The organism is Alteromonas sp. S015 (assembly GCF_036864485.1).
Taxonomy (GTDB): Bacteria; Pseudomonadota; Gammaproteobacteria; order Enterobacterales; family Alteromonadaceae; genus Alteromonas.
In genome coordinates, this window is the sequence record NZ_JAZETO010000001.1 from 456,156 (window position 1) to 477,719 (window position 21,564).

20 protein-coding genes and 9 tRNA genes are annotated in these 21,564 nt (G+C 43.7%); 23 read left to right on the top strand and 6 right to left on the bottom strand.

Annotation, left to right across the window (positions count from 1 at the left end):
• The first annotated feature begins 22 nt into the window (after positions 1-22).
• Together V7R42_RS01900 and V7R42_RS01905 are read left to right on the top strand one after the other, a co-directional pair.
• Positions 23-98: transfer RNA gene (locus V7R42_RS01900), tRNA-Gln, on the top strand.
• 33 nt (positions 99-131) lie between these two features.
• Positions 132-1,079, top strand: a complete 948-nt coding sequence (locus V7R42_RS01905) for a ribose-phosphate pyrophosphokinase (RefSeq protein ID WP_014949014.1) — start codon at positions 132-134, stop codon at positions 1,077-1,079.
• 75 nt (positions 1,080-1,154) lie between these two features.
• Here V7R42_RS01905 and V7R42_RS01910 read toward each other — a convergent pair whose 3' ends face one another.
• Positions 1,155-1,463 carry a hypothetical protein gene (locus tag V7R42_RS01910; protein ID WP_334018554.1) on the bottom strand — a complete coding sequence of 103 codons (309 nt, stop codon included), beginning with the start codon at positions 1,461-1,463 and terminating at the stop codon, positions 1,155-1,157.
• Positions 1,464-2,065: 602 nt separating this feature from the next.
• Between V7R42_RS01910 and V7R42_RS01915 the strand changes: the two genes are divergently transcribed.
• The 16 genes from V7R42_RS01915 (at position 2,066) to V7R42_RS01990 (ending at position 11,713) form a co-directional block, all read left to right on the top strand.
• Positions 2,066-2,521, top strand: a complete 456-nt coding sequence (locus tag V7R42_RS01915; RefSeq protein ID WP_334018555.1) for a ribose-phosphate pyrophosphokinase — start codon at positions 2,066-2,068, stop codon at positions 2,519-2,521.
• A gap of 86 nt (positions 2,522-2,607) precedes the next feature.
• On the top strand, positions 2,608-3,609 hold the full coding sequence (ahr, locus tag V7R42_RS01920; protein WP_334018556.1) for an NADPH-dependent aldehyde reductase Ahr: 1,002 nt from the start codon (positions 2,608-2,610) through the stop codon (positions 3,607-3,609).
• Positions 3,610-3,973: 364 nt separating this feature from the next.
• Positions 3,974-4,606 carry a 50S ribosomal protein L25/general stress protein Ctc gene (locus V7R42_RS01925; RefSeq protein ID WP_334018557.1) on the top strand — a complete coding sequence of 211 codons (633 nt, stop codon included), beginning with the start codon at positions 3,974-3,976 and terminating at the stop codon, positions 4,604-4,606.
• Between the two features lie 5 nt (positions 4,607-4,611).
• Positions 4,612-5,193 carry an aminoacyl-tRNA hydrolase gene (pth, locus tag V7R42_RS01930; RefSeq protein ID WP_334018558.1) on the top strand — a complete coding sequence of 194 codons (582 nt, stop codon included), beginning with the start codon at positions 4,612-4,614 and terminating at the stop codon, positions 5,191-5,193.
• Positions 5,194-5,234: 41 nt separating this feature from the next.
• The gene (gene ychF / locus V7R42_RS01935; protein ID WP_334018559.1) at positions 5,235-6,326 is read left to right on the top strand and encodes a redox-regulated ATPase YchF; all 1,092 of its coding nucleotides are present in this window, start codon (positions 5,235-5,237) and stop codon (positions 6,324-6,326) included.
• A gap of 124 nt (positions 6,327-6,450) precedes the next feature.
• Positions 6,451-7,452, top strand: coding sequence for a peptidylprolyl isomerase (locus V7R42_RS01940; protein WP_334018560.1), 1,002 nt, complete (start codon positions 6,451-6,453; stop codon positions 7,450-7,452).
• Positions 7,453-7,623: 171 nt separating this feature from the next.
• Positions 7,624-7,700 (top strand) — tRNA-Met (locus V7R42_RS01945).
• 35 nt (positions 7,701-7,735) lie between these two features.
• Positions 7,736-7,820: transfer RNA gene (locus V7R42_RS01950), tRNA-Leu, on the top strand.
• A gap of 4 nt (positions 7,821-7,824) precedes the next feature.
• A tRNA-Gln gene (locus V7R42_RS01955) sits at positions 7,825-7,900 on the top strand.
• A gap of 34 nt (positions 7,901-7,934) precedes the next feature.
• Positions 7,935-8,019 (top strand) — tRNA-Leu (locus tag V7R42_RS01960).
• A gap of 2 nt (positions 8,020-8,021) precedes the next feature.
• Positions 8,022-8,097: transfer RNA gene (locus V7R42_RS01965), tRNA-Gln, on the top strand.
• Between the two features lie 52 nt (positions 8,098-8,149).
• Positions 8,150-8,226, top strand: a tRNA-Met gene (locus V7R42_RS01970).
• 34 nt (positions 8,227-8,260) lie between these two features.
• Positions 8,261-8,345, top strand: a tRNA-Leu gene (locus tag V7R42_RS01975).
• Positions 8,346-8,349: 4 nt separating this feature from the next.
• Positions 8,350-8,425 (top strand) — tRNA-Gln (locus tag V7R42_RS01980).
• A gap of 341 nt (positions 8,426-8,766) precedes the next feature.
• On the top strand, positions 8,767-10,173 hold the full coding sequence (locus V7R42_RS01985) for an alanine/glycine:cation symporter family protein (RefSeq protein WP_334018561.1): 1,407 nt from the start codon (positions 8,767-8,769) through the stop codon (positions 10,171-10,173).
• 346 nt (positions 10,174-10,519) lie between these two features.
• Positions 10,520-11,713, top strand: coding sequence for a trypsin-like serine protease (locus tag V7R42_RS01990; protein WP_334018562.1), 1,194 nt, complete (start codon positions 10,520-10,522; stop codon positions 11,711-11,713).
• A gap of 92 nt (positions 11,714-11,805) precedes the next feature.
• On the opposite strand, the gene V7R42_RS01995 is transcribed toward V7R42_RS01990, so the two are convergent.
• Together V7R42_RS01995 and V7R42_RS02000 are read right to left on the bottom strand one after the other, a co-directional pair.
• Complete coding sequence (locus tag V7R42_RS01995; RefSeq protein WP_334018563.1) at positions 11,806-12,462, bottom strand: cupin domain-containing protein; 657 nt, start codon at positions 12,460-12,462, stop codon at positions 11,806-11,808.
• 49 nt (positions 12,463-12,511) lie between these two features.
• Positions 12,512-13,132: a flavin reductase family protein gene (locus tag V7R42_RS02000; RefSeq protein ID WP_334018564.1), complete on the bottom strand. Its 621-nt coding sequence runs from the start codon at positions 13,130-13,132 to the stop codon at positions 12,512-12,514.
• A 91-nt stretch (positions 13,133-13,223) separates the two neighbouring features.
• Here V7R42_RS02000 and V7R42_RS02005 point away from each other — a divergent pair, with 91 nt between their 5' ends.
• Positions 13,224-13,781 (top strand): acyl-CoA thioesterase, encoded by a 558-nt coding sequence (locus V7R42_RS02005; RefSeq protein WP_334018565.1) that lies wholly within the window; start codon positions 13,224-13,226, stop codon positions 13,779-13,781.
• 69 nt (positions 13,782-13,850) lie between these two features.
• Here V7R42_RS02005 and V7R42_RS02010 read toward each other — a convergent pair whose 3' ends face one another.
• Positions 13,851-16,415 (bottom strand): TonB-dependent receptor plug domain-containing protein, encoded by a 2,565-nt coding sequence (locus tag V7R42_RS02010; RefSeq protein WP_334018566.1) that lies wholly within the window; start codon positions 16,413-16,415, stop codon positions 13,851-13,853.
• 498 nt (positions 16,416-16,913) lie between these two features.
• Positions 16,914-17,084, bottom strand: a complete 171-nt coding sequence (locus V7R42_RS02015) for a hypothetical protein (RefSeq protein ID WP_334018567.1) — start codon at positions 17,082-17,084, stop codon at positions 16,914-16,916.
• Positions 17,085-17,268: 184 nt separating this feature from the next.
• Between V7R42_RS02015 and V7R42_RS02020 the strand changes: the two genes are divergently transcribed.
• Together V7R42_RS02020 and V7R42_RS02025 are read left to right on the top strand one after the other, a co-directional pair.
• Positions 17,269-17,451 carry a hypothetical protein gene (locus V7R42_RS02020; protein WP_334018569.1) on the top strand — a complete coding sequence of 61 codons (183 nt, stop codon included), beginning with the start codon at positions 17,269-17,271 and terminating at the stop codon, positions 17,449-17,451.
• A gap of 14 nt (positions 17,452-17,465) precedes the next feature.
• A complete protein-coding gene (locus V7R42_RS02025) occupies positions 17,466-17,660 on the top strand; it encodes a hypothetical protein (RefSeq protein ID WP_334018571.1) in 195 nt (64 codons plus the stop codon).
• 241 nt (positions 17,661-17,901) lie between these two features.
• Here V7R42_RS02025 and V7R42_RS02030 read toward each other — a convergent pair whose 3' ends face one another.
• Positions 17,902-18,453 (bottom strand): carboxymuconolactone decarboxylase family protein, encoded by a 552-nt coding sequence (locus V7R42_RS02030; protein ID WP_334018572.1) that lies wholly within the window; start codon positions 18,451-18,453, stop codon positions 17,902-17,904.
• Between the two features lie 150 nt (positions 18,454-18,603).
• On the opposite strand from V7R42_RS02030, the gene V7R42_RS02035 reads away from it, so the two are divergent.
• On the top strand, positions 18,604-19,194 hold the full coding sequence (locus tag V7R42_RS02035; RefSeq protein ID WP_334018574.1) for a TetR/AcrR family transcriptional regulator: 591 nt from the start codon (positions 18,604-18,606) through the stop codon (positions 19,192-19,194).
• 266 nt (positions 19,195-19,460) lie between these two features.
• Positions 19,461-21,515: a tetratricopeptide repeat-containing diguanylate cyclase gene (locus V7R42_RS02040; RefSeq protein WP_334018575.1), complete on the top strand. Its 2,055-nt coding sequence runs from the start codon at positions 19,461-19,463 to the stop codon at positions 21,513-21,515.
• The last annotated feature ends 49 nt before the right edge of the window (positions 21,516-21,564 follow it).

A 21,564-nucleotide genomic window follows, 5' to 3' on the forward strand; every position in this document is an offset into this window, starting at 1 on the left:
CATCGGACAAGAACTTAAAAATTGGGGTATAGCCAAGTTGGTAAGGCAGCGGGTTTTGATCCCGCCATTCGTAGGTTCGAGTCCTGCTACCCCAGCCAAACCTCTTTTATCAACGCACTGAGGAACCACTTGTGCCAGATATGAAGCTCTTTGCAGGTAATGCCGTACCAGAACTTGCCCAGAAAGTTGCCGATCGCCTCTACACCAAACTTGGAAATGCCAAAGTTGGCCGTTTCAGTGACGGTGAAATCAGCGTAGAAATTCATGAAAACGTCCGTGGCTCGGACGTTTTTATTATCCAGTCTACGTGTGCGCCTACTAACGATAACCTTATGGAACTTATTGTGATGATCGACGCTCTACGTCGCGCATCAGCTGGTCGTATTACAGCAGTAATTCCTTACTTTGGTTATGCACGTCAAGACCGTCGTGTTCGTTCAGCTAGGGTGCCAATTACTGCGAAAGTAGTGGCTGACTTCCTGTCTAACGTTGGTGTTGACCGCGTACTTACTATCGACCTACATGCCGAACAGATTCAAGGTTTCTTTGATGTTCCGGTAGATAACGCATTCGGTACTCCTATCCTTCTTGCTGACATGGTAAGACGTGACTTTGCCGATCCTGTAGTCGTTTCTCCTGATATTGGCGGTGTTGTACGTGCACGTGCTACTGCGAAACTACTTAACGACACCGATCTTGCCATTATCGATAAGCGCCGCCCTAAAGCGAACGTGGCTCAGGTAATGAACATCATTGGTGACGTGAAAGACAGAGACTGCATCATTGTCGATGATATGATTGACACAGGCGGTACACTTGCAAAAGCAGCAGAAGCGCTTAAAGCGCATGGTGCGCGCCGTGTTTATGCTTACGCGACTCACGCTATCTTTTCAGGTAACGCTGCAAATAATCTTAAAGAGTCTGTTATTGACGAAATTATCGTTACCGACTCTATCCCATTAAGTGCAGAGATGAAGCAAATTGGAAAAGTAAAACAGCTTACTTTATCTGAAATGCTTGCTGAAACCATTCGTCGCATCAGCAACGAAGAGTCTATTTCAGCAATGTTTGAGTACTAACTCGCACTAAAAAGCGAGTGAGACAATGTCTTTTGATAGCACTGTTTCACTCGCTTCTTTTATACAAAGCATTGATTAATTATCAATGTCATCTTCTTCATCGTCTTCGGGCATGTCTACGTCTACAACAGGCACTTCAACTTCTTTAGTTTCTGTTCTTACATCAACATCTACCGTATCCACGTCGTACTCAGGCAATTCGCCGCCCTCAACGTCAATATCTGGCATTTTGCCGTCATCGGTTTTCTTTACCTCATATTCGGGTAGTTCACCAGACTCCACGTCGACATCAGGCATTTCGCCATCTTCAGTTTTATTCACGTCGCATGCACTTGCCGCTAGTGCTAGGCTCGATACTGCAAAAATTTTAGTTAAATGCTTCATTTTCTCTCCTTAAAAACGTTGCTATGGATAACCCTAGTTAAAGGTATATTTGATATGTAAGACATCGACCTTGAATTAATCGTAGGTAACCCTATCGGTGTCATTACATAAACCATCGTGAATGTAGCAGGGTCTATGCCAACTCCTTTCCCGAATTCAAATGCCGCAAAATAGTAAAAAGTGTTATACCGCTTGGCTCAGTGTAATTAATTGAGAAAATATGAAAAATAATGCAGCGAACAATAAGTTGAAAAAAAATCGCAATTTCAGTTACTTATTAAAGGAATAGTTAAACGTATTTTTAGAATCAGTTAGTAGAACGCCTTTTCATAGTGGTACATACATGCGGCTTTCTTCAAGCGTATCCTTGTCTCATTAAGAAAATTCGCAAACTTTACTTCTATCTTAAATAAGCGCGATTTTCTATTGTAGTGTAAAAAAAATGTATACGATTCTGTGTTTTTTGTAGAAATTACTTAAACGGCGTGGAAGACTGCTTTTGGGAAAAGAGTTAATGGGCAGCAACACTTTTAAATTGTGATTTACCGTTTTTTCAGCGCTAATGTTATGACCCTATACTCATTCGAAAGAGGAATAAAAGAATGAAAAACAATCGACTAAAACGAGTACTTATATTCACTTCTGCACTTACACTTATCGCTTGCTCTTCAGAAGAAGAGAGTCAGGACGTCACAATGGTAGATAAAGAAAAGCAAATACATTCTGAGACAGAGTCTATGCCAAAAGAACTGGTCGCTGAGCCTGTTACTCAAGCCGAAGCAATAGAAGATAATGCAAAAGGCGAAGTGACCATGAAGGGCAGTATTATTTATAAAGACCTCGAAGGCGGTTTTTACGCATTTATTTCTGAAAACGGCGACCGCTATACGCTACATGGCCTAGACGAAACTTATCAAAAGAACGGACTTGTCGTTGAAGTAAAAGGTACGCCCAAACCTGACATGATGACGTTTACTCAGTTCGGCACTGTGCTTCAGGTGACAAACGTTAAGGTACTTGATACCAGTAAGGTGATTGATAATTTACAAACACAATGATCAAGATTTTGGTGTGGAATGTAGCAAATAAAACATTTTGCTTTCGTGCTACTAGTGCAATTAAGCACTAAGAAGGAGGATTATTGATGATAAATGCGTTTGCCGCTAAAGAAGCAGGCGGAAAACTGGAAAAGTTTCAATACGACCCCGGTAAGCTTGGGTCACATGATGTTGAAATAGACGTTGAAAGCTGCGGTATCTGCCACAGCGACCTAAGCATGCTAGATAATGAATGGGGCATGACAGAATACCCTTTTGTTCCAGGCCATGAGGTTGTAGGCACAATTAGCCAAGTAGGGGAACATGTAACATCTTTGAAAGTTGGTCAGCGTGTAGGATTGGGCTGGCATTCAGGCTATTGCAATAGCTGTAGAACCTGCGAAGAAGGCGATCATAATTTGTGTGCCGATGCTACGATGACCATTGGTGGTCGCCACGGTGGGTTTGCAGATAAAGTGCGCGCCCAAGCACGTGCCGTTATTCCCCTTCCTGAAGCTATCGACAGCACAAAAGCAGGCCCTTTGTTTTGCGGCGGTATTACCGTATTCAACCCGCTAGTCCAGTTTGGAATTAGTCCAACCTGTGAAGTGGGCGTGGTCGGCATTGGCGGTCTAGGCCATCTCGCCTTGCAGTTTTTAAATGCATGGGGATGCAAAGTGGTCGCTTTCACTTCAAGCGACTCTAAAAAGAAAGAAGCGTTAGAGCTAGGTGCGTCAGATACAGTTAATAGCCGTGATGAAGATGAAATTAAAAAAGCGCGTGGTCGATTTGACTTAATTATTTCAACCGTCAACGTAAAGCTAGACTGGAACTTGTACCTATCTACACTGGCACCTAAAGGCCGACTTCACTTTGTAGGTGCTACGCTTGAACCTCTTGATATTGGCGCATTTAACTTAATTGGCGGTCAGAAAAGTGTGTCAGGCTCGCCAGTGGGGAGCCCTGCGACCATTAAAACTATGCTAGATTTTGCAGCTCACCACAATATTGAACCTGTTACCGAAACGTTCAAGTTTGATGACGTAAATGACGCAATTGCGCGGCTAAGAGAAGGCAAAGCCCACTACCGCGTGGTGCTGACGAAATAATCGCTTGTGTAAAAAGTTGCTATGTGCCTAGGGTCTGTTTACCTTATAAAGGTCCTAGGAAAGAGACAATTAACGGTCAAGTTGGTCTCCACACCAGGCTATTTAATACAAACACAATATAAGCGCGCTAAAGTGCGCTTATATTGTGAACAACGCGAATGCTCACATTTGCTTACTTGAATATTTTATCTGCCTTTATAATTGTATGTTTTAGTAGGTGGTGTTAGAATTCGCCGCCCTTGAATTTTGGGCTGGTGTTTTATTGCGCATAAAAAGTTATTTTTTAACGCAATTCACATCATTTTACAGTGGGTTTTGGTCGCAAAAGTCCACATCATTAGACTTATATTTTTGGAGACAGACAATGTCTGAAGCAAATTTCAAACTAGACGCTTCTGTTCGTACAGACCTAGGGAAAGGTGCGAGCCGCCGCCTACGTCGCGAAGATAAGCTTCCTGGTATCATCTACGGTGGTGAAGAAGCGCCAGTTTCTATCACACTAGATCATAACAAAGTAAACAACTCTGCTGACTTTGAAGCGTTTTATTCTCACGTTCTTGAGATTAACCTTGAAGGTAAAGTTGTTGAAGTTCTAGTTAAAGATATGCAACGTCACCCGTTCAAGCCAAAGATCACACACATTGACTTCCAACGTGTAATCGCTGGTCAAGACGTTCACACTAACGTACCACTTCACTTCGTAAATGAAGAGAAATCTGCTGCAGTTAAAGCTGGCGGTATTGCTGAGCATCACGTAACTGAAATCGAAGTTACTTGTCTACCTAAGAACCTTCCTGAGTTCATCGAAGTAGACATGGCTGGTGTTGAAATGGGTCAAACGCTACACCTTTCTGACCTAACTCTTCCAGCTGGCGTTTCTTCAGTAGAACTTGCGAAGAACGACGAAGCTCACGACCTAGCGGTTGTAACTGTTAAGCCTGCTCCTAAAGCGGCTGACGCAGAAGAAGACGGCGAAGAAGCAGCTTCTGAGGAATAATCCTCTTGGCTGATATCCGCCTTATCGTGGGTCTGGGTAATCCAGGCCCCGAATATGAAAATACCCGACACAATGCCGGTGAATGGTTTCTCAACCAACTAGCCGACACCTACAACGCCCCGCTAAAACCAGAAACCAAATTCTTCGGTAAAACTGCTCGCATTACCATTGCAGGCAAAGATATCCGTTTGCTCTACCCCACTACGTTCATGAATAAAAGTGGACAAGCTGTAGCAGCACTGGCTAATTTTTACCGCATAGAACCAGAACAAATATTAGTAGCGTTTGACGAATTAGATTTACCCCCAGGTATCGCAAAATACAAAGTGGGCGGAAGCTCTAGTCAAAATGGCGTACGTGACATTGTGGCTAAAATGGGTAACAACAAGAATTTTTTGCGTTTGCGCATAGGTATTGGTCATCCAGGTCATAAAAGCCGCGTTACCGGCCATGTTCTTGGAAAGCCACCAGCAGAAGAAAAAGCAGCCATTGAAAGTGCCATCGATGAAGCGGTACGCTGTACAGAAATCTTGCTGAAAGAAGACCTTAAGCAAGCACAAAACAGGTTACACTCGCACAAAGGGTAAACCTAGCCAGTTATCACTTTTCCAAACTAAGGATCCATACCATGGGTTTTAAATGCGGTATTGTTGGCCTACCAAACGTAGGTAAATCAACACTTTTTAATGCATTAACAAAAGCAGGTATTGAAGCGGCAAACTTTCCGTTTTGTACTATCGAGCCAAACACAGGTGTTGTTCCTGTGCCAGATCTTCGTTTGGACAAGTTGGCTGAAATCGTAAAGCCTCAGCGCGTTATTCCTACTACCATGGAATTTGTAGATATTGCTGGCTTGGTTGAAGGTGCCTCGAAAGGTGAAGGTTTAGGAAATAAATTCCTGGCTAACATCCGTGAAACTGACGCTATTGGTCACGTAGTACGCTGCTTTGACGATGAGAATATTGTTCACGTTGCAGGTCGCGTAAGTCCTAAAGACGATATCGATGTTATTAACACCGAGCTTGCACTTGCCGACTTAGAAACGACAGAAAAAGCTCTTCACCGTATTGCTAAGCGTGCAAAAGGTGGCGATGCTGATGCCAAGTATGAAATGAAAGTACTTGAGAAAATTAAGCCACACCTAGATGAAGGCTTGTTACTACGTTCACTTGAGCTGACTAAAGAAGAGCTTGCCGCAATCAGCTACATGAACATGCTTACCCTTAAGCCAACCATGTACATTGCGAATGTAAATGAAGACGGTTTTGAAAACAACCCGTACCTTGATCAGGTTAAAGAAATCGCAGCAGGCGAAAATGCCACTGTAGTTGCAGTGTGTGCGGCAATCGAGTCTGATATTGCTGAGCTTGAAGACGACGAGCGCGAAGAATTTATGCAAGACATGGGTCTAGAAGAACCAGGTCTTAACCGCGTAATTCGTGCGGGTTACAGCCTTCTTACGCTACAAACCTATTTTACTGCAGGCGTAAAAGAAGTGCGCGCGTGGACTTTCCCAGAAGGCTCAACTGCACCACAAGCAGCAGGTAAAATTCACACCGACTTCGAAAAAGGCTTTATTCGCGCCGAAATCGTAGGCTACGAGCACTTCGTTGAATTTAACGGCGAGCAAGGTGCCAAAGACGCAGGTAAATGGCGCTTAGAGGGTAAAGATTATATTGTTAAAGACGGTGACGTTATTCACTTCCGCTTCAACGTGTAATTTTTAATGTAGAAATTAGCACTGTTTACTAAAGCCACCGCAAGGTGGCTTTTTTGTTTCTTGCGAATAATTGTGAAGCGCACATAGGCCTGATATAACTAGTAAAAAACTAACGGCCTTTGCAATGACTTTTAATCAGCTTACCTCATCGCCCGCTTGTACTTTAACTTGCGGCAAATCACAGCAAGCCAAACGATTTTCAGTATTAAGAACCTCAATTAAAGCGTTGTGCTTTTTAAGCTTTGCTAATTTTTCTTTTGCCAGTCAACCTCAAGCTGACCCAGTGAATTCACATATCAATAGCGATGCTGTTGAAAAGACACCAGCAATAGCGAGTAACACCGCCAGCTGGTATCAAGTACCTCAGAGTAATACTGTGACGTTTAAAACTGCATATGGCGATGTGATCATTGCACTTCACCCTACCCTTGCACCAAAACATGTAGCCAGGTTTAAAAGTTTAATAGACGCAGGCTTTTATAACGAACAAGCGTTTTATCGTGTGGTAGACGGGTTTGTGGCACAGGCAGGCAGCAACGATAATCATGATGCCTCACAGTTTCCGCCGGCGCTGCTTAAGCCTATTAACGCTGAATTTACCCAACCGCTCAATAACAATGTGAACGTAGTAGAGAACAAAGATATGTTTGCTCCTAGTACCGGCTTTTTAGATGGCTTTCCAGTAGGCATTGATAAAAGCCGTAAAGAAATGTGGGGGCTTCACTGTTCTGGCGTTGTGGCTTTTGCTCGCAATAGCGAAAAAAATACTGCCAGTACGGAGTTTTATATTGTGATTGGGCAAGCGCCACGTCACTTAGACAGGAATATGTCAGTCGTTGGTCGCGTTGTGAAAGGTATGGATATACTTCAAAAATTGCCGCGTGGAAATATGGACACAGGTGGCGTTTTAGATGACATAACCCAAGAAAGCAAAATTAAACAGGCATTTGTACACTCAAATAATGTTACACCTTATTTTTTGCAAACGCCGCATCATGAAGAATATAAAAAACGGGCAAACACAGGAAGAAACTTAGATAACCCTTTTTTTCATGACAATACGTATGGTCCGCGCCCTATTGACGTATGTTATTACCAAACAAAAACCAGTAACAAAGCGTGGTAAATAGCTAAGTTATTTCGTGCAAGTTGTTCAATTTCACGGCTTTTTGCACGTATTTCACCCTAATGCGCACACTTAATGAGCATTTAAAAAAAGTTAGTAAAAAAGGGGTTGACGGTTGCCAGTCATATACGCATAATACGCGCCACTTCCTGAGAGGGAAGAGAATAGCAAGGCTACGTAGCTCAGTTGGTTAGAGCACATCACTCATAATGATGGGGTCGCAAGTTCGAATCTCGCCGTAGCCACCAATTCTCACTTATCTCTTTTAGGAAAGTCTAGCTGCGCGGAAGTGGTGGAATTGGTAGACACGCTGGATTTAGGTTCCAGTGCTTCACGGCGTGAGAGTTCAAGTCTCTCCTTCCGCACCACGACTGGGGTATAGCCAAGTTGGTAAGGCAGCGGGTTTTGATCCCGCCATTCATAGGTTCGAGTCCTGTTACCCCAGCCATTCTTTTTGAATGACTATTATAGCTAGCGTCTACGCGGAAGTGGTGGAATTGGTAGACACGCTGGATTTAGGTTCCAGTGCTTCACGGCGTGAGAGTTCAAGTCTCTCCTTCCGCACCATTTGGGGTATAGCCAAGTTGGTAAGGCAGCGGGTTTTGATCCCGCCATTCATAGGTTCGAGTCCTGTTACCCCAGCCAAATTCTTGAGAAGCCGCTCATCGAGCGGCTTTTTATTGAAGATAAAAGTTTAGGCTACGTAGCTCAGTTGGTTAGAGCACATCACTCATAATGATGGGGTCGCAAGTTCGAATCTCGCCGTAGCCACCAACTTTTACTTATTCCTTAATTGGAAGTCTACATTGCGGAAGTGGTGGAATTGGTAGACACGCTGGATTTAGGTTCCAGTGCTTCACGGCGTGAGAGTTCAAGTCTCTCCTTCCGCACCAATATTGGGGTATAGCCAAGTTGGTAAGGCAGCGGGTTTTGATCCCGCCATTCATAGGTTCGAGTCCTGTTACCCCAGCCATATTCTCGAAAAAGCCGCTCTCTTGAGCGGTTTTTTTGTTTGTATTTCCCCTATTAAAAGGTACTGGTAGATTTTAGTCTAAAAACTCTCCCCCTTCCCTTCTAAATGAATAAATTTGCTATATACGAGCATAAAACGTCATAGCTTCAGCACGTTTTCATTGTCCATTCATTTAACTGTCGTGCTAGTATTGGTTCTTTATCGATATAGCTCGGCTTATTCCAAGGTTTAGCAAATATGTGTTTGCTTATGCCAAAGCGTTTGTTCTGACAACGCACCGGTCATGTTCAGTTCATTTCTACACGCCGAGCAATAATTAAAACAATAACGAAGGAAAGTGCGTGATAAACGAATTCGTTTCATTAGTTAACAATATTCTTTGGGGAGACGGTCAGGTACTTATCATTATGCTGCTTGCATGTGGTATCTGGTTTACCGTAAAACTAGGCGGTGTGCAGCTTAGGCACTTCGGTCATATGTTCAGCCTGCTGAAGGGCAGTAACACCTCTAGTAAAGACGGCATAAGTTCATTCCAAGCTTTGTGTACCAGTTTATCGGCTCGCGTGGGTACCGGTAACTTAGCTGGTGTAGCAGTTGCTATTTCACTAGGTGGTGCGGGCGCTATTTTCTGGATGTGGATGATAGCCCTTCTAGGTATGGCCACCGGTTTTGCTGAAAGTGTGTTAGGCCAGCTATACAAAGTACGTGACGAAAACGGCGAGTTTCGTGGCGGTCCCGCTTATTATATCAAGCAGGGTTTGAACAAAACCTGGCTTGCAGTCGCATTTTCTCTATGTTTGTTTTTTGGCTACGGCTTTGTCTTTAGCGCCGTTCAAGCCAATACTATTACCGATGCATTAAACAATGCGTACTCATTCCCCACAGAATATGTGGGCCTAGCCATTATTGCTCTGGCAGCCTTAATTGTAGTAGGAGGCCTTAAAAGCATTGCCCGTTTTGCCGAGTTTGTGGTGCCATTTATGGGAATAGGCTATGTGCTTGTAGCGCTCGCTATTACCTTTATTAATATTTCAGAACTGCCAGCCATGCTGCTTGATATCGTGAAGTCTGCGTTTGGTTTGCAGGAAGCAGGCGCTGGCGCACTAGGTGCCGCTATAAAAAATGGTATTCAGCGTGGCCTTTACTCAAACGAAGCGGGTAGCGGCTCTGTACCGCACGCCGCGGCGAGCGCCGTGCCAAACCCTAATCACCCTGTATCGCAAGGCTACATTCAGATGCTAGGCGTTTTCTTAGATACACTCGTGCTATGTACGTCTACTGCCTTCATCATTTTACTTGCTGGCGGTTCAAGCTCTGATCAAATGGAAGGCATACGCCTAACCCAAGACGCGATGAGCAGTCACCTAGGCGAAGGCGGTACTGACTTTGTGGCTGCCGCCATCAGCTTATTTGCATTCACGTCTGTAGTGGCAAACTATGCCTATGGCGAGAGTAACCTGCATATGTTCAAGCTAGATAATAAAATAGGCCGTGCAGTTTACACTATTGGTTATTTAGGCATGATTTACTGGGGCGCACAGGCAGCCCTTCCTCAGGTATGGGCAATGGCCGATATGGCGTTAGGCCTAATGACGGTTATAAATATTATCGCTATCGTGTGGATGACCCCTACTATTGTGTCTATTAGCAAAGACTACTTTAAAAAAAGAGACAGTGGCGCGAACATGGAATACAAAGTGGGCGATTGTGAAATACAAGGTAAATCTGAAGATGGTGTGTGGGATTAATCCCGCACACTTCTTTTCACAGTAGACGCTGTCTCACTTTTTGTAGCATGTTGAAATTACCCTACGGCCTTTTCCTCAAGCCTACTTTTAAAACTTAAGCTGCATTAGTCATTAGTAGTACTTCGTATATACATTACTGTCTGATCTTTTTACAAATCTACCGCTAAAGTTTCAATAACCATCATATATATTTGTTTTATAGAGAAAAAAAACGAGGTTCAATTCTTGCTTCTCAATGCCCGACAATAAATATTCCTAATACCTTACGCCTATAGAAAATAGCTAGACTTCGCTTGTAAGCCCTGCTGTTTTTCCAAGCGAAAAATTCAATTTGGAGTTGCGTGAAATGCTAAAAGTTAAATCAATGGTAATTGCGGTAACTGTCATGTTAGGTGCGTCAGGTGTCGCAAACGCATCATTGCTTAAAAGTGGATACACAGTAGGCACTAATATTGGTCACGTAAGTAAACGTGTAAATGTTGGTAGTTACGGTGATTTATCGTGGCAAGCAACAAGTCGTATTATTGGCGCTTCTGATTTAGGTACGGGTTCAGCCAGCAATCAAGCCGGGGACCCACTATACAATGCGAATTCGTCTTATAACGGTGTCGTTGGGATGTTGATGCAAACCAACAATGGTAATTTCGTTTGTTCAGGTACACTTTTGAATGACCGCCGTTCAATAGCAACCGCGGCACACTGCGTTTCGAGCGGTGCGGGAACTGCCCTTCCTTTGTCGACCACAATTTTCTTTCAACCTGAAAACGGAATGCTCGACCCTGCAACAAGTATTTATGCAAGTCCCGAAGGCGTTGTAGAAATAGAAGTCAGTGATTATTTTGTGAATCCTGATTATACCGGAGAAGTGATCGACCAAAATGATATTGCTATTCTTCGGCTTGCAGACGAAGCGCCTGAATGGGCGACGTCTCACGATCTTTATCTAGGTGACGACCTAACAGGCCAAGCATTTAACGTTGCAGGCTATGGGGTACGAGGCAATGGTGATGACGGAGTAACCGCAAATTCAGGGCGCCTTCGCCAAGGCAATAATGTATACGACTTTGCGTTTGGCGACGACGCATTTGGCGGATTTTGGACAGATAGAGATCCTGACGGCTTTAACTTTTTCGGTACTGCCGACATCGAGTTCTCCTATATCTCGGATTTAGATACGGGCCTTGCTGAAAATGATATGTCAGGTAATTTGGGCAACTTTTTCGGTACAACGCTTTTTGAAGAATTAGGGTTAGGATTAAATGAAGTAGGTGTGGCTGGAGGTGACTCTGGCGGTCCCAATTTTATTAACAACCTACTATCTGGTATTAACAGCTATGGCCTAACATTTGGTGCTGACTTTGGAGATACCGATGACGAGTTAAACAACACCTTTGGCGAACTGAGTGGTTATGTACCTACGTGGCTTCATGCAGACTTTATCAGGCAATCTATGCTGCAAGTGTCGGCGCCGCAAACATTAGGTGTTTTCATACTTAGTTTCAGTCTACTTCTGTTGCGTAAGCGTAAGCGTTTAATTTAGGCATTATTTAGCCCTTTAACATTTAGCTAGTGGAGTCGTTCTTAAGATAAAATTACACGTCGCAGAAACGCGTAATTTCCTTGGGGACGACTTTACAACGCTACCGGCAAATGTCCTGTTTTTACCCAGATTATCGTTTCCTCATTCACAAATGGATGATGTTGGCTCATATGAGGATTTCGTATCCACGTGCCATTTGGGTATATACCATGCTCGTCTTCGAATGTACCTGATAGTACAAAAATCTCTTCACCTCCGAAGTGTTTGTGGGGTTTAAATACCTCACCAACAGGCCACTTAACCAGCGCTACATGTTCATGCTCAAAGTCGTGAAGCGTCATCACTTGTAAACCGCCCTGCCCTTGAAGCCATTCTGCAGTATTAGTGTTTACCCTAACCTCAGCCAAATCGCGTTCATTAAACTGATTAAGCTTAACCAGAATCACACAGCCTTCTTTGCTAAACGGGCTGTGTTTACTTCCTGGAGGATTCCGCAGGTAAGTACCTGCAGGATAGTCACCGTGTTCATCGGAAAACACACCTTCAAGCACCAAAATTTCTTCACCATACGGGTGGTGGTGCTGCTTAAAACTCGCGCCTGCTTCGTACTTTACAACGCTGGTTGTATGACCTGACTCTTTTGCCTCACGCTCTAAAGGCTTACGCCATACCGTAGAAGACGGTGAAGCTTGCCACTCTTGCATTTGCGTATTAATCACCAAGCGTTCATCAAAGTTCATATTTAACATATAGGTCACCGATTGATATTCGAACTTTACTGCTATTTTACAAAGACCGTTACTCTGGTCTTAACATTTCAAAGAAGTTTTCCTGAGAAATTTTGTAATAATCACCGCGCCCACCACCGCGGCTAACTGGCGCGCTTTTTAGCGTGCTGTAAACCCCCTTATCAATAAGCGACTTATCAATATGCACACCCACTACTTCGCCCATGATAAACCAGCTATTTACCGAATCGCCTGACGCTGATTTTAATTGCACCACATCAGTAAGCTTACATTCCATGCTAACCTTACTTGCTTTTACGCGGGGTACTTTCACTATTTTGCTCTCTACGGTTTGAAGACCGGCATGCTCAAACTCACTCTCTTCAGGTGCCAAAGGCTTGCTTGTTGTGTTCATCGCATTAACCACCTCTTCCGATACCAAATTCCAGCAAAACTCACCGGTATCCTGCACGTTTACCAATGAATCTTTCTTACTGCCTACAACTGAAAAACCAATGATAGGTGGCGTGTAGTTAAGGGCATTGAAAAAGCTATAAGGGGCAAGGTTTAGCACACCCGCTTTTGATTTTGTAGAAATCCATCCGATTGGGCGTGGTGCGATGATCGCATTAAACGGATCGTGAGACAGGCCATGACCTTCTTTTGGTTGATAAAAATGCGTTTGTGACAAAACCATTCCTTACTATTTGTGTTAGGGTGAATTATTACTGATATGAACGCATACATGGTGCTTTTCAAGTGCTAAAGGTTAAAGGTTGTTTATGACTGCACGTAGTGTCGCTTTTTCAAGAACAAGACTCACTGAGTTGATGGTACCTTCTTTCGCTAATTTCGGCGGTAAGGTGCATGGCGGTGTCATTCTATCGTTAATGGATAAGGTTGCCTATGCCTGTGCAAGTAAGCACGCGGGTGCTTATTGTGTAACCATTACTGTCGACGGCGTTGAGTTTTTGCAGCCAGTTGAGGTAGGAGACTTACTTCACCTTGACGCTACCGTGCATTATGTCGGCAATACTTCCTTGGTTGTCGGGATAAAAGTCACCACGGAAAATATCAAAACCAATGAGGTCAAGCATACCAACAACAGCTTTTTTACTATGGTTGCCAAAGATGACCGTGGCACTCCTGTTACCGTACCTGAACTGGAGTTATCTACTCATCATGAAATGCGCAACTTTGTAACCGCTATACGCCGTAGTAAAATTCGTAAGGAAGCAAAAATTAAGCTGCAACGTGATTACGACGCCTTTATTCCCAAAGAAGACTTTGCGCTTTTAAGCGAACATCGCTGTAGTGTCACCTTCGATAAAAATGACTAAGTTGAATGCATAAAAAAGCCAGTTGAGTGTTAATCAACCGGCTTTTTGTGATTTGGTAGTGGATGCTACCTAGAAGCTATAGGAGACTTTTCCGTAAACAAAACGGCCTGTGAAACCGTAAGGCGAAAAGCCTGAATACGGGAACAAACGCGAGAACGTGGTCACATCATCCACAAGTTCTCGGGTTGTTTCTGGGTACACATCAAAGAGATTGTTGGCACCAACAGAAACGGTAAGCCCTTCCGTCAACGCAATGCGAACGTCTAAGTCTGTGATCCATTCTGATGGAATGATTTCATTTCGTGCTTCAACTGACGATGGGTCTTCCACTTCACCATAACGAGTAGTGCGTAAGGTTGTTGTGTAGCGGTCATAATTCCACGTAACACCTAAGTTCAGTTTGCTGTCTGGTGACGCTGTTTCAAAACGACGCAGTTCAACATCACTGAATAGGTTGTCTTGGTCGAAGCCAGCGTTTTGCAGCACGTCAGGGGCATCTAGAATATCGGTCACTTCGTTATCGTTGAAGTTCATTCCAGCATTAAAGTTAAACGCACCATAGTCAGACGTATTCAAAGTGTAAGTAGATACGATGTCTACTCCCTCTGTACGCGAATTGATAGCGTTTAAGAAGAAGCGGGCACGGTTTGCCCCAGTCCCCTCTAGCAACGCTTCAATCGCGTCACCTGAAAGGTTGTTAGACAACACAATACGATCGTCGATATCAATACGGTAGAAATCTACCGTTAAATTGAAATCCGCTGTGGGCGAGTAGGTAAAACCTGCACTGTAGTTGCTCGACTCTTCTGCATCTAGACCCGGGCTACCCAGCGCTTGCGCAACATCACTTGATGGTGCAAACGTACCAGTTTCAGTTGGCTCGCCATCAACAAATACGGTGGCGATAGAGGTAAAGAACTGCTGCTGAAGAGACGGCGCTCTGAAGCCTGTTGATACCGATGCGCGAAGGGCAAATGCATCGCTAAGTGTTACACGGTGAGACATTTTCCAATTAAACGTGCTGCCAAAATCAGAATAATCCTCAAAGCGCCCTGCAACTGCAACATTCCAATTCTCAACCACATCAGCCTCTACATCCACGTAGAAGCTATAGTTATGACGGCTGTTTTCACCTGCAGACTCGGGTGTAAAGCCAGGGAATACTTGCGAACCGGCGGCACCAAACGGGCCGTCTACCGGATCAGTCACAACGCCGCCAGGTCCAAACGTACCTTGAATGTAAGACCCTTCTTCACCTGCGGTTATCTCATAGCTTTCGTGACGATATTCTGCACCCATCGCGAAGTTCATTTCACTGTAGAAATACCCGGTATCTACCAAACGCGACGCGTCGGCATTCACAATTGTTGTACTGTATTCTAGTGTACCCGCGTCAAACTCAGTTTGACTCGTTGGACCTAAAGACGTGTTTAGGGTGTTAATAACCCCATACTCAAGTTCATTACCGCCGTGTGTTACAGACAAGTCATAATTCCACACATCACCATAGCCTTTAATACCCGCGAGCAACGACATATCGGTTATGTCTGTCTGAATAGTCGGTAGGAAACCGTCTGGATAAATTTCAACTACGTTTCGTGAATCTTGAGCACGACGGTAAAAGCCTCCGCCTACCGAATCTCGGGTGCTGTAGCCTGCGGTGGTATAGAACTCAACACTATCGGTAAGTGCTTTACCTGCATTGATAAATAAGGCGTAGTCTTCCACCTCACCATTTCCGTAAACATGATTGTAGCGGTTGACCGTAAGCTCACGAGGGTCTAGGTTGCCGTCGGCATCTCGCGCATAGTTTTCTCGCTGGTCGTAATCCGAACGGTTCGCCTGTCCGCGGTCGCGGTATTCACCCGATATGTTAACAAAGCCGTCGCCTCCCCACTCAAAGCCTACGTTGCCGCGAAGGGTAAAGGTTTGTCCATCGGTTACGTCTCTGTCGCTTCCTTCAGCAAATGCTAAATTACCGTCAGCACCAACGCTCACACCTTCAAGGTTAGGCACACCGTTCATCGTTGTAACGTTAGCACCATACGTTGCCGACACTTCACCACCTTCGGCAGCATCCTTCAAAACAATATTAATAACACCGGCAATGGCGTCTGAGCCATACTGAGCCGCTGCACCGTCACGCAACACTTCGATTCTCTTTATAGCGTTTGCAGGAATGGCATTCAAATCTACCGCTGAAGAACCGCGACCCACTGAGCCGTTCAAGTTTAAAAGAGCTGATGTGTGACGACGCTTGCCGTTTACAAGCACTAACGTGTGATCTGGCGCTAGGCCGCGAAGTTGGGCCGGACGGACGTGGTCCGTACCGTCAGTAATTGAAGGCTGCGGGAAGTTAAAGCTAGGCAGTAACTGATTTAAAATCATGTTAGTTTCAGTCAGTCCCGTCGCTTCAATTGATGAAGCATCGATGATATCGATAGGTACAGGTGAGTCGTTGATAGTGCGACCGACACGACGTGAACCTACGATTTGGATTTGTTCAACATTTTGCTCATCTACAGAGGCTTGCTCCTGGGCAAGAACTGACGAAGAAGAAAGAGCCATTCCCGCAATTGCAGAAGCAATGAGGGAAAGCTTGAAAGCAGAAGCGTTAAATTTTGCCTGTTGCATTGTGTTGTTCCTGAATTCTTGTAAATTTTATTTGTTGAGGTGAATCACATTGTACTTAGAAGCGTCGATTCACGTTCAAATACAAAGTTTTCATTCTGTTGTTGGGGTACTGCTAAACGCCAGATTGTCTGATTAGACTTATTATTATTAGAGATGAGAAGCACCGAGTGCTTCTGTGCTGAGTAAATCACAAAAATATTCCACCGCACAACACAAAAGTTGTAATAATTTAGAAATATCGATAACAGGTGGGATTTAAGGGATAAAGTATTAAACTAAGGTTTCTTCTACTGAGGCAATCAAAAAGGTGGCCGTAGCCACCTTTCAAAGCATTGCGTAACATTATGCTTTTTTGAGCTTTTTCTTAAGCTTTTTTAGTTTGCTTTCTTGCTTAGCGATTTTTGCTTTCGCTACTTTCATCTCTTTTTTGATTTCTTTTTTCTTAGCCATTTTTTATATCCTTAATATTATCTGTAGTGTATCGCTGTCTGTCAGCATCTATTTTTCATTGTGTTCTTCAATGAATTCACGAATAAAGCGTCTTACTTCACGAGCCGCAGACGTATCCAAAGAATCGCAAAGCGCAATGAATTGCGCTCTTTCTTCGTCATTAATTCGAATAATCATCTGACTATTCTTTTTTTTCTTTTTATTCTTATTTTCAGACATCTCGACTGCTTTAAAAGGTAAGAAACACCAATCCGAACAACAAAGGTATATCTAATGTATATACACTTCAAGGGAAACAATGAACTTTTTTTGATTTTTTTCATAAAAAAGTCACATAAACGTCACATGAGTGACTTGAGCATTCGACAAAGTTGTACTGTCAACGCAACACTATGAGAAGTATATGACACTAGCACAATCAACAACTCACCTTTCTTGTTTCATTGAAGCAATTGCGCTTGCAAAGCACACTAAATGTGCATCACTCGATGACTTAAAAGTCCTGCTTCAACAAAAAGGTTATGAAGAAATAGTAGCGCTTAATACTGCTGAAGAGTTAGAACCACAGCTGCCGATCGCTTCATAAATCAGCTGGTTAAAATGACCCGTTTTATACCCCATGGTGAAGTGCGTGTTCACCGAGAAGGTCGCATACTCATTCTTGAAGGACATGGGCCTTGGAATGTTGAGGCACTTCAACATTCAACCGACAAGGCACAATCTAAACTACAAGAACTTAGCGGCTCTCCTTGGGGAGTGATGGCATCATTTATCAAAGAGCTGGAGATAACGTAGAAGTGTTTAACGACATAAATGCAGCTAAACGTTGGCTAATGAAAAACGTTCAGCTAGCGCTGTCAAACGTGGAAAAAATGCAGTAGAGGAAAAAACAATGCTTTCTGCGATACTAATTTATGTATTTTTTAGTGCGGGGTTACTCGCCGCTCTACAATGCCTATATTTATATAAAAAGTAGTGTTTGTAAAAGTTCAAAGAGAAACAAAAGGCGCGCTTTTGTTTCTCTGTCATACACGTCTTATTTAGGCGACCAATCAAATTTTTTGAAAGGTTCGTCTACAGGCGTATCGGCCAAATGGTTAGTATAGTTACTCATCACTTTTTGGGCCAATATAAGTATGATTTCTAACAATTGTTGATGCTTATATCCAGCACTGTAAAATGCGTCAAGCTGCGCATTATCTACATTACCTCGCCCGCGAGTTATTGCTAGCACAGTTTCTTTAAGCGTATTTAATTTGCTGTTAGACAGTGTTTCATCGTTGCGCAGCTCTTCAATTAAGTCATCGTGTACTTTCATACTCTTAGCAATACCCGTGTGCGCTGGAACGCAATAGTGACATGCGTGTTCTACATTCACTGCCTGCCAAACTACCGTTAACTCCTCTGCATTGAAAGATGTTTCTTGTGCTAGTTTGTGCAGCACCTGATAGCCTTCAAGCAAAGTCGGCGCTTCTGCCATTACTGCATGTAAATTTGGAATCATGCCAAATGCTGCTTGCGAATTATCAAGTAAAGGCCTTGCGGCTTCTGGTGCACTCTCTTTCGTATGTAAAGTAAAATCGCTCATGTCACTCTCCTATTGATGTGATCAAAAACTGCGGGCAGCGTTTTGCGCTCCTCACAACTCGTTATAACTACAATAATAGGTTTACTTGAACGATCGCTCAAGCAATAATTGAACGCATGTTCAAAACATTCACGTATAAGGTATGCGGCAATGAAATATGACCACGATGACATTATAGAAAAAGCCACTACGCTTTTTTGGCAAAGAGGGTTCCAAGCTGCGGGCATGCGCGATATTCAGCAAGCATTAGACATGCGCCCGGGCAGCATATACGCACGATTTCAAAGTAAAGAAGGTTTATTTAAATTAGTCGTAGAACACTACGCACAAAATAGTGCTTCTCGCTTAAAGCAAGTCGCAGAGGCAAGCTCCCCTCTTTCAGCACTGCGTGTTTTTTTCAAAAATGCGCTTACTGGGCCAGACGAACAGCGCTATATGCGCCAATGCTTGCTTATTAAGTCGATAGCTGAGCTCGATGTCATCGGTGACATCGCAAAAAAAGCTATACTTGAAAGCATGCAAACACTTAAAGAAGGCTTCAAAGATATAGTAGAAGCATGCGTTAAAAACGACGAACTACCCGTGCACACGCCTACAGAACTTGCGGCAGAGTGGTTACAGAATCAGTTTGTGGGCTTACGCGCATTCGCCCTGTTGCAAGACGAGCCAAGCGCCGTTTTACAAATGATAGACAAAGTAATTATTGACCTTAAAACCCAGTGGCCTAGTCTTTCTCACTAACGAAAGCTCTTTGCACTGATAAAATAGTCAGTTTTTTGGCAGTGTATCAGCTGCCCAACTTCATCCTAACTACAATTCCCCCTTTTTTATTTATTGCTTTTTTATACAGTTACAGTGTGCTTTAAAAATAAGGTTTCTCTTTTTTCTTAGCTCATACAAGCACGTCGATAACACTTTTAAAGCCTTTTTTCCGAAGAGCATGGCACTCTGGTACGGCGCTCTTATTCGAACTATACTTTGCCTACCGTAAATGTGTATTCTACGTTATGAAGCTGTTGTTAAGCGCGCTTTTCACTCTCTTTGTTTTTCTGTCAGGATTGTCTCAGGCTCAGTCGGTATCGCCTGACGATGTCGTGCAGGCTCGTGAAAAAGGCAAACTTGACTTTGCAGATAGCACCGCAACAACCTTACTTGCATACGCAAACGACACCAACAACACCTCGCTTCAAGCAGACGCCCTTTATCAACTTGGTCGAAATGCCATGGAGCGCAATAATTACACGCAGGCCCATCAGTGGCTGAATCAGGCCAATAGGATTTATCTGGATTTAAACGATGAGCTGTCTACGGCAAAAACGTATCGTCAAATTGGACTAACATACCGTTACCAATCTGATTACGCTACAGCTCTTGAATACCTTTACATGGCGATGGCCATTTTCCAGCGTAACGGCTCTGAACAAGACTTATCTTCCATTAACAACAGTTTGGGGGTTGTGCTTGAAAAAATGGGACAGTTCAACGAAGCCGCAGCCCATCATCAATTGGCGCTGGAAATAGATTATGAGTTGAACGACGAAACGGGTATTGCCTCGGGGCTTTACAATCTTGGTGATATTCGTCGCGTATTAGGTGATTACGAACAAGCACTGGAGTATTTTCGCCAAGCTCTAGCGCTTGATGAAGCAAGCGGTAAAAAGAAAAACATTGCCTACAGTACCTACAAAGTAGGTTACGTGAGTATGCAGTTGGGTCAGTACAAAGATGCAGCCCAATACATGCAGCGGGCGCATGCGCTTTTCACCGAAATTGACGCTGTTCGCGACATTGACTGGGCGCTTTCTGGGCTAAGCGAATTGGCATTAAAAAAAGGGAAATTGACTGAAGCAAAGTCTTTGGCTATTGAAATAATCGGACGTGCAGAAAAGTATCAATACAAGAGCTTGATGCTGGATGTTTACCACACCCTTATTGAAATTTATGTTGCCCAAAAACAATACAACGAAGCGCTTGCACTGATCGAAAAGGCAATTGAATTGGCTGAATCCACAGAAGAATCCCACCAGATCTCTCAACTTTTAGCGAAAAAGGCAAACGCACTAGAAATGCAAGTTTTGTTTCAAGACGCCTATGAAACGCTTAAACGACAAAAGCAATTGGATGACGCGCTGTTTAATAAAAGGCGCATGGATGCTCTTGCTTCAACGCAGGCACAGACTGAGTTTATCCGCCGAGCGAATCAGATAGCGTTATTGGAACAACGGCAAGTGCTACAGAAAATTCAGGCAAAAAATGAGCGAGACAACAGGCGAAACCTGTTCTTGGGTGTGCTTGTTTTGGTGTTGATGGCGTTCTTGTTGTATTACCGCCACTCTCAACAAAAGTACATGCAAAAACTTGAACATGAGGTTGCATTACGGACCGCTGAATTAAAAAGCGCCAACGAGGGACTTGAAGCACTCAGTCTGACCGATAAATTGACAGGCTTGAATAACCGCCGCTTTGTTGAGAGCCAGATTGACGCTGACATTACAAGCGTATTGCGTAAACATCAACAAACCAGTAGCCCCCTTTCTTCTAAGGATGCTGACCTATGCTTGTTTGTCATAGATATAGACAAGTTTAAACGCATAAACGACACCTTTGGGCATATTGCTGGCGACGAGGTCTTGCAGCAAATGGCGAAGAGATTAAAACGCATTTTCCGAGATTCAGATTTCGTTGTGCGTTGGGGAGGTGAGGAATTTGTCGCAGTCGCGCGATTTATTAATAGAAACGATGCAGAAGCGCTGGCCGAACGCATTGTTGACGATATTCAACGCACACCGTTTGCGCTTGGTGATAGCGTGAATGAGACAATAACATGCAGCGTGGGCTTTTCCTGTTTTCCCTTTTCCTGCAAAACGCAAAGCTACAACACGATGTTAGACATTTTTACGGTAGCCGATCACTGCCTTTATGCGGCCAAAGGTGCGGGCAGAAATAAATGGGTAGGTATTTTAGATATCGCCGATACAAACATACTTCCGATTCCCTCATCAATTCCTGCGTTAAAGGCATTGGAGGGTAAACAGGTGCTCACGTTGTCGTTAAAATCCTGAAGTTTCACAGGCTCTAATACTCTGCCTGTGAAAACAAAACTTTCATGAG

What these genes read in the sequence shown, in the direction of transcription:
- V7R42_RS01915 (WP_334018555.1), top strand. Translation starts at nt 2,066, where the DNA reads ATGAAAAACAATCGACTAAAACGAGTACTTATATTCACTTCTGCACTT.
- V7R42_RS02035 (WP_334018574.1), top strand. Translation starts at nt 18,604, where the DNA reads ATGAAATATGACCACGATGACATTATAGAAAAAGCCACTACGCTTTTT.
- V7R42_RS02025 (WP_334018571.1), top strand. Translation starts at nt 17,466, where the DNA reads ATGACCCGTTTTATACCCCATGGTGAAGTGCGTGTTCACCGAGAAGGT.
- V7R42_RS02030 (WP_334018572.1), bottom strand. Translation starts at nt 18,453, where the DNA reads ATGAGCGATTTTACTTTACATACGAAAGAGAGTGCACCAGAAGCCGCA.
- V7R42_RS02015 (WP_334018567.1), bottom strand. Translation starts at nt 17,084, where the DNA reads ATGTCTGAAAATAAGAATAAAAAGAAAAAAAAGAATAGTCAGATGATT.
- V7R42_RS01995 (WP_334018563.1), bottom strand. Translation starts at nt 12,462, where the DNA reads ATGTTAAATATGAACTTTGATGAACGCTTGGTGATTAATACGCAAATG.
- V7R42_RS02020 (WP_334018569.1), top strand. Translation starts at nt 17,269, where the DNA reads ATGACACTAGCACAATCAACAACTCACCTTTCTTGTTTCATTGAAGCA.
- ychF (WP_334018559.1), top strand. Translation starts at nt 5,235, where the DNA reads ATGGGTTTTAAATGCGGTATTGTTGGCCTACCAAACGTAGGTAAATCA.
- V7R42_RS02010 (WP_334018566.1), bottom strand. Translation starts at nt 16,415, where the DNA reads ATGCAACAGGCAAAATTTAACGCTTCTGCTTTCAAGCTTTCCCTCATT.
- V7R42_RS01940 (WP_334018560.1), top strand. Translation starts at nt 6,451, where the DNA reads ATGACTTTTAATCAGCTTACCTCATCGCCCGCTTGTACTTTAACTTGC.
- ahr (WP_334018556.1), top strand. Translation starts at nt 2,608, where the DNA reads ATGATAAATGCGTTTGCCGCTAAAGAAGCAGGCGGAAAACTGGAAAAG.
- V7R42_RS01910 (WP_334018554.1), bottom strand. Translation starts at nt 1,463, where the DNA reads ATGAAGCATTTAACTAAAATTTTTGCAGTATCGAGCCTAGCACTAGCG.
- V7R42_RS02040 (WP_334018575.1), top strand. Translation starts at nt 19,461, where the DNA reads ATGAAGCTGTTGTTAAGCGCGCTTTTCACTCTCTTTGTTTTTCTGTCA.
- V7R42_RS01925 (WP_334018557.1), top strand. Translation starts at nt 3,974, where the DNA reads ATGTCTGAAGCAAATTTCAAACTAGACGCTTCTGTTCGTACAGACCTA.
- V7R42_RS02005 (WP_334018565.1), top strand. Translation starts at nt 13,224, where the DNA reads ATGACTGCACGTAGTGTCGCTTTTTCAAGAACAAGACTCACTGAGTTG.
- V7R42_RS01990 (WP_334018562.1), top strand. Translation starts at nt 10,520, where the DNA reads ATGCTAAAAGTTAAATCAATGGTAATTGCGGTAACTGTCATGTTAGGT.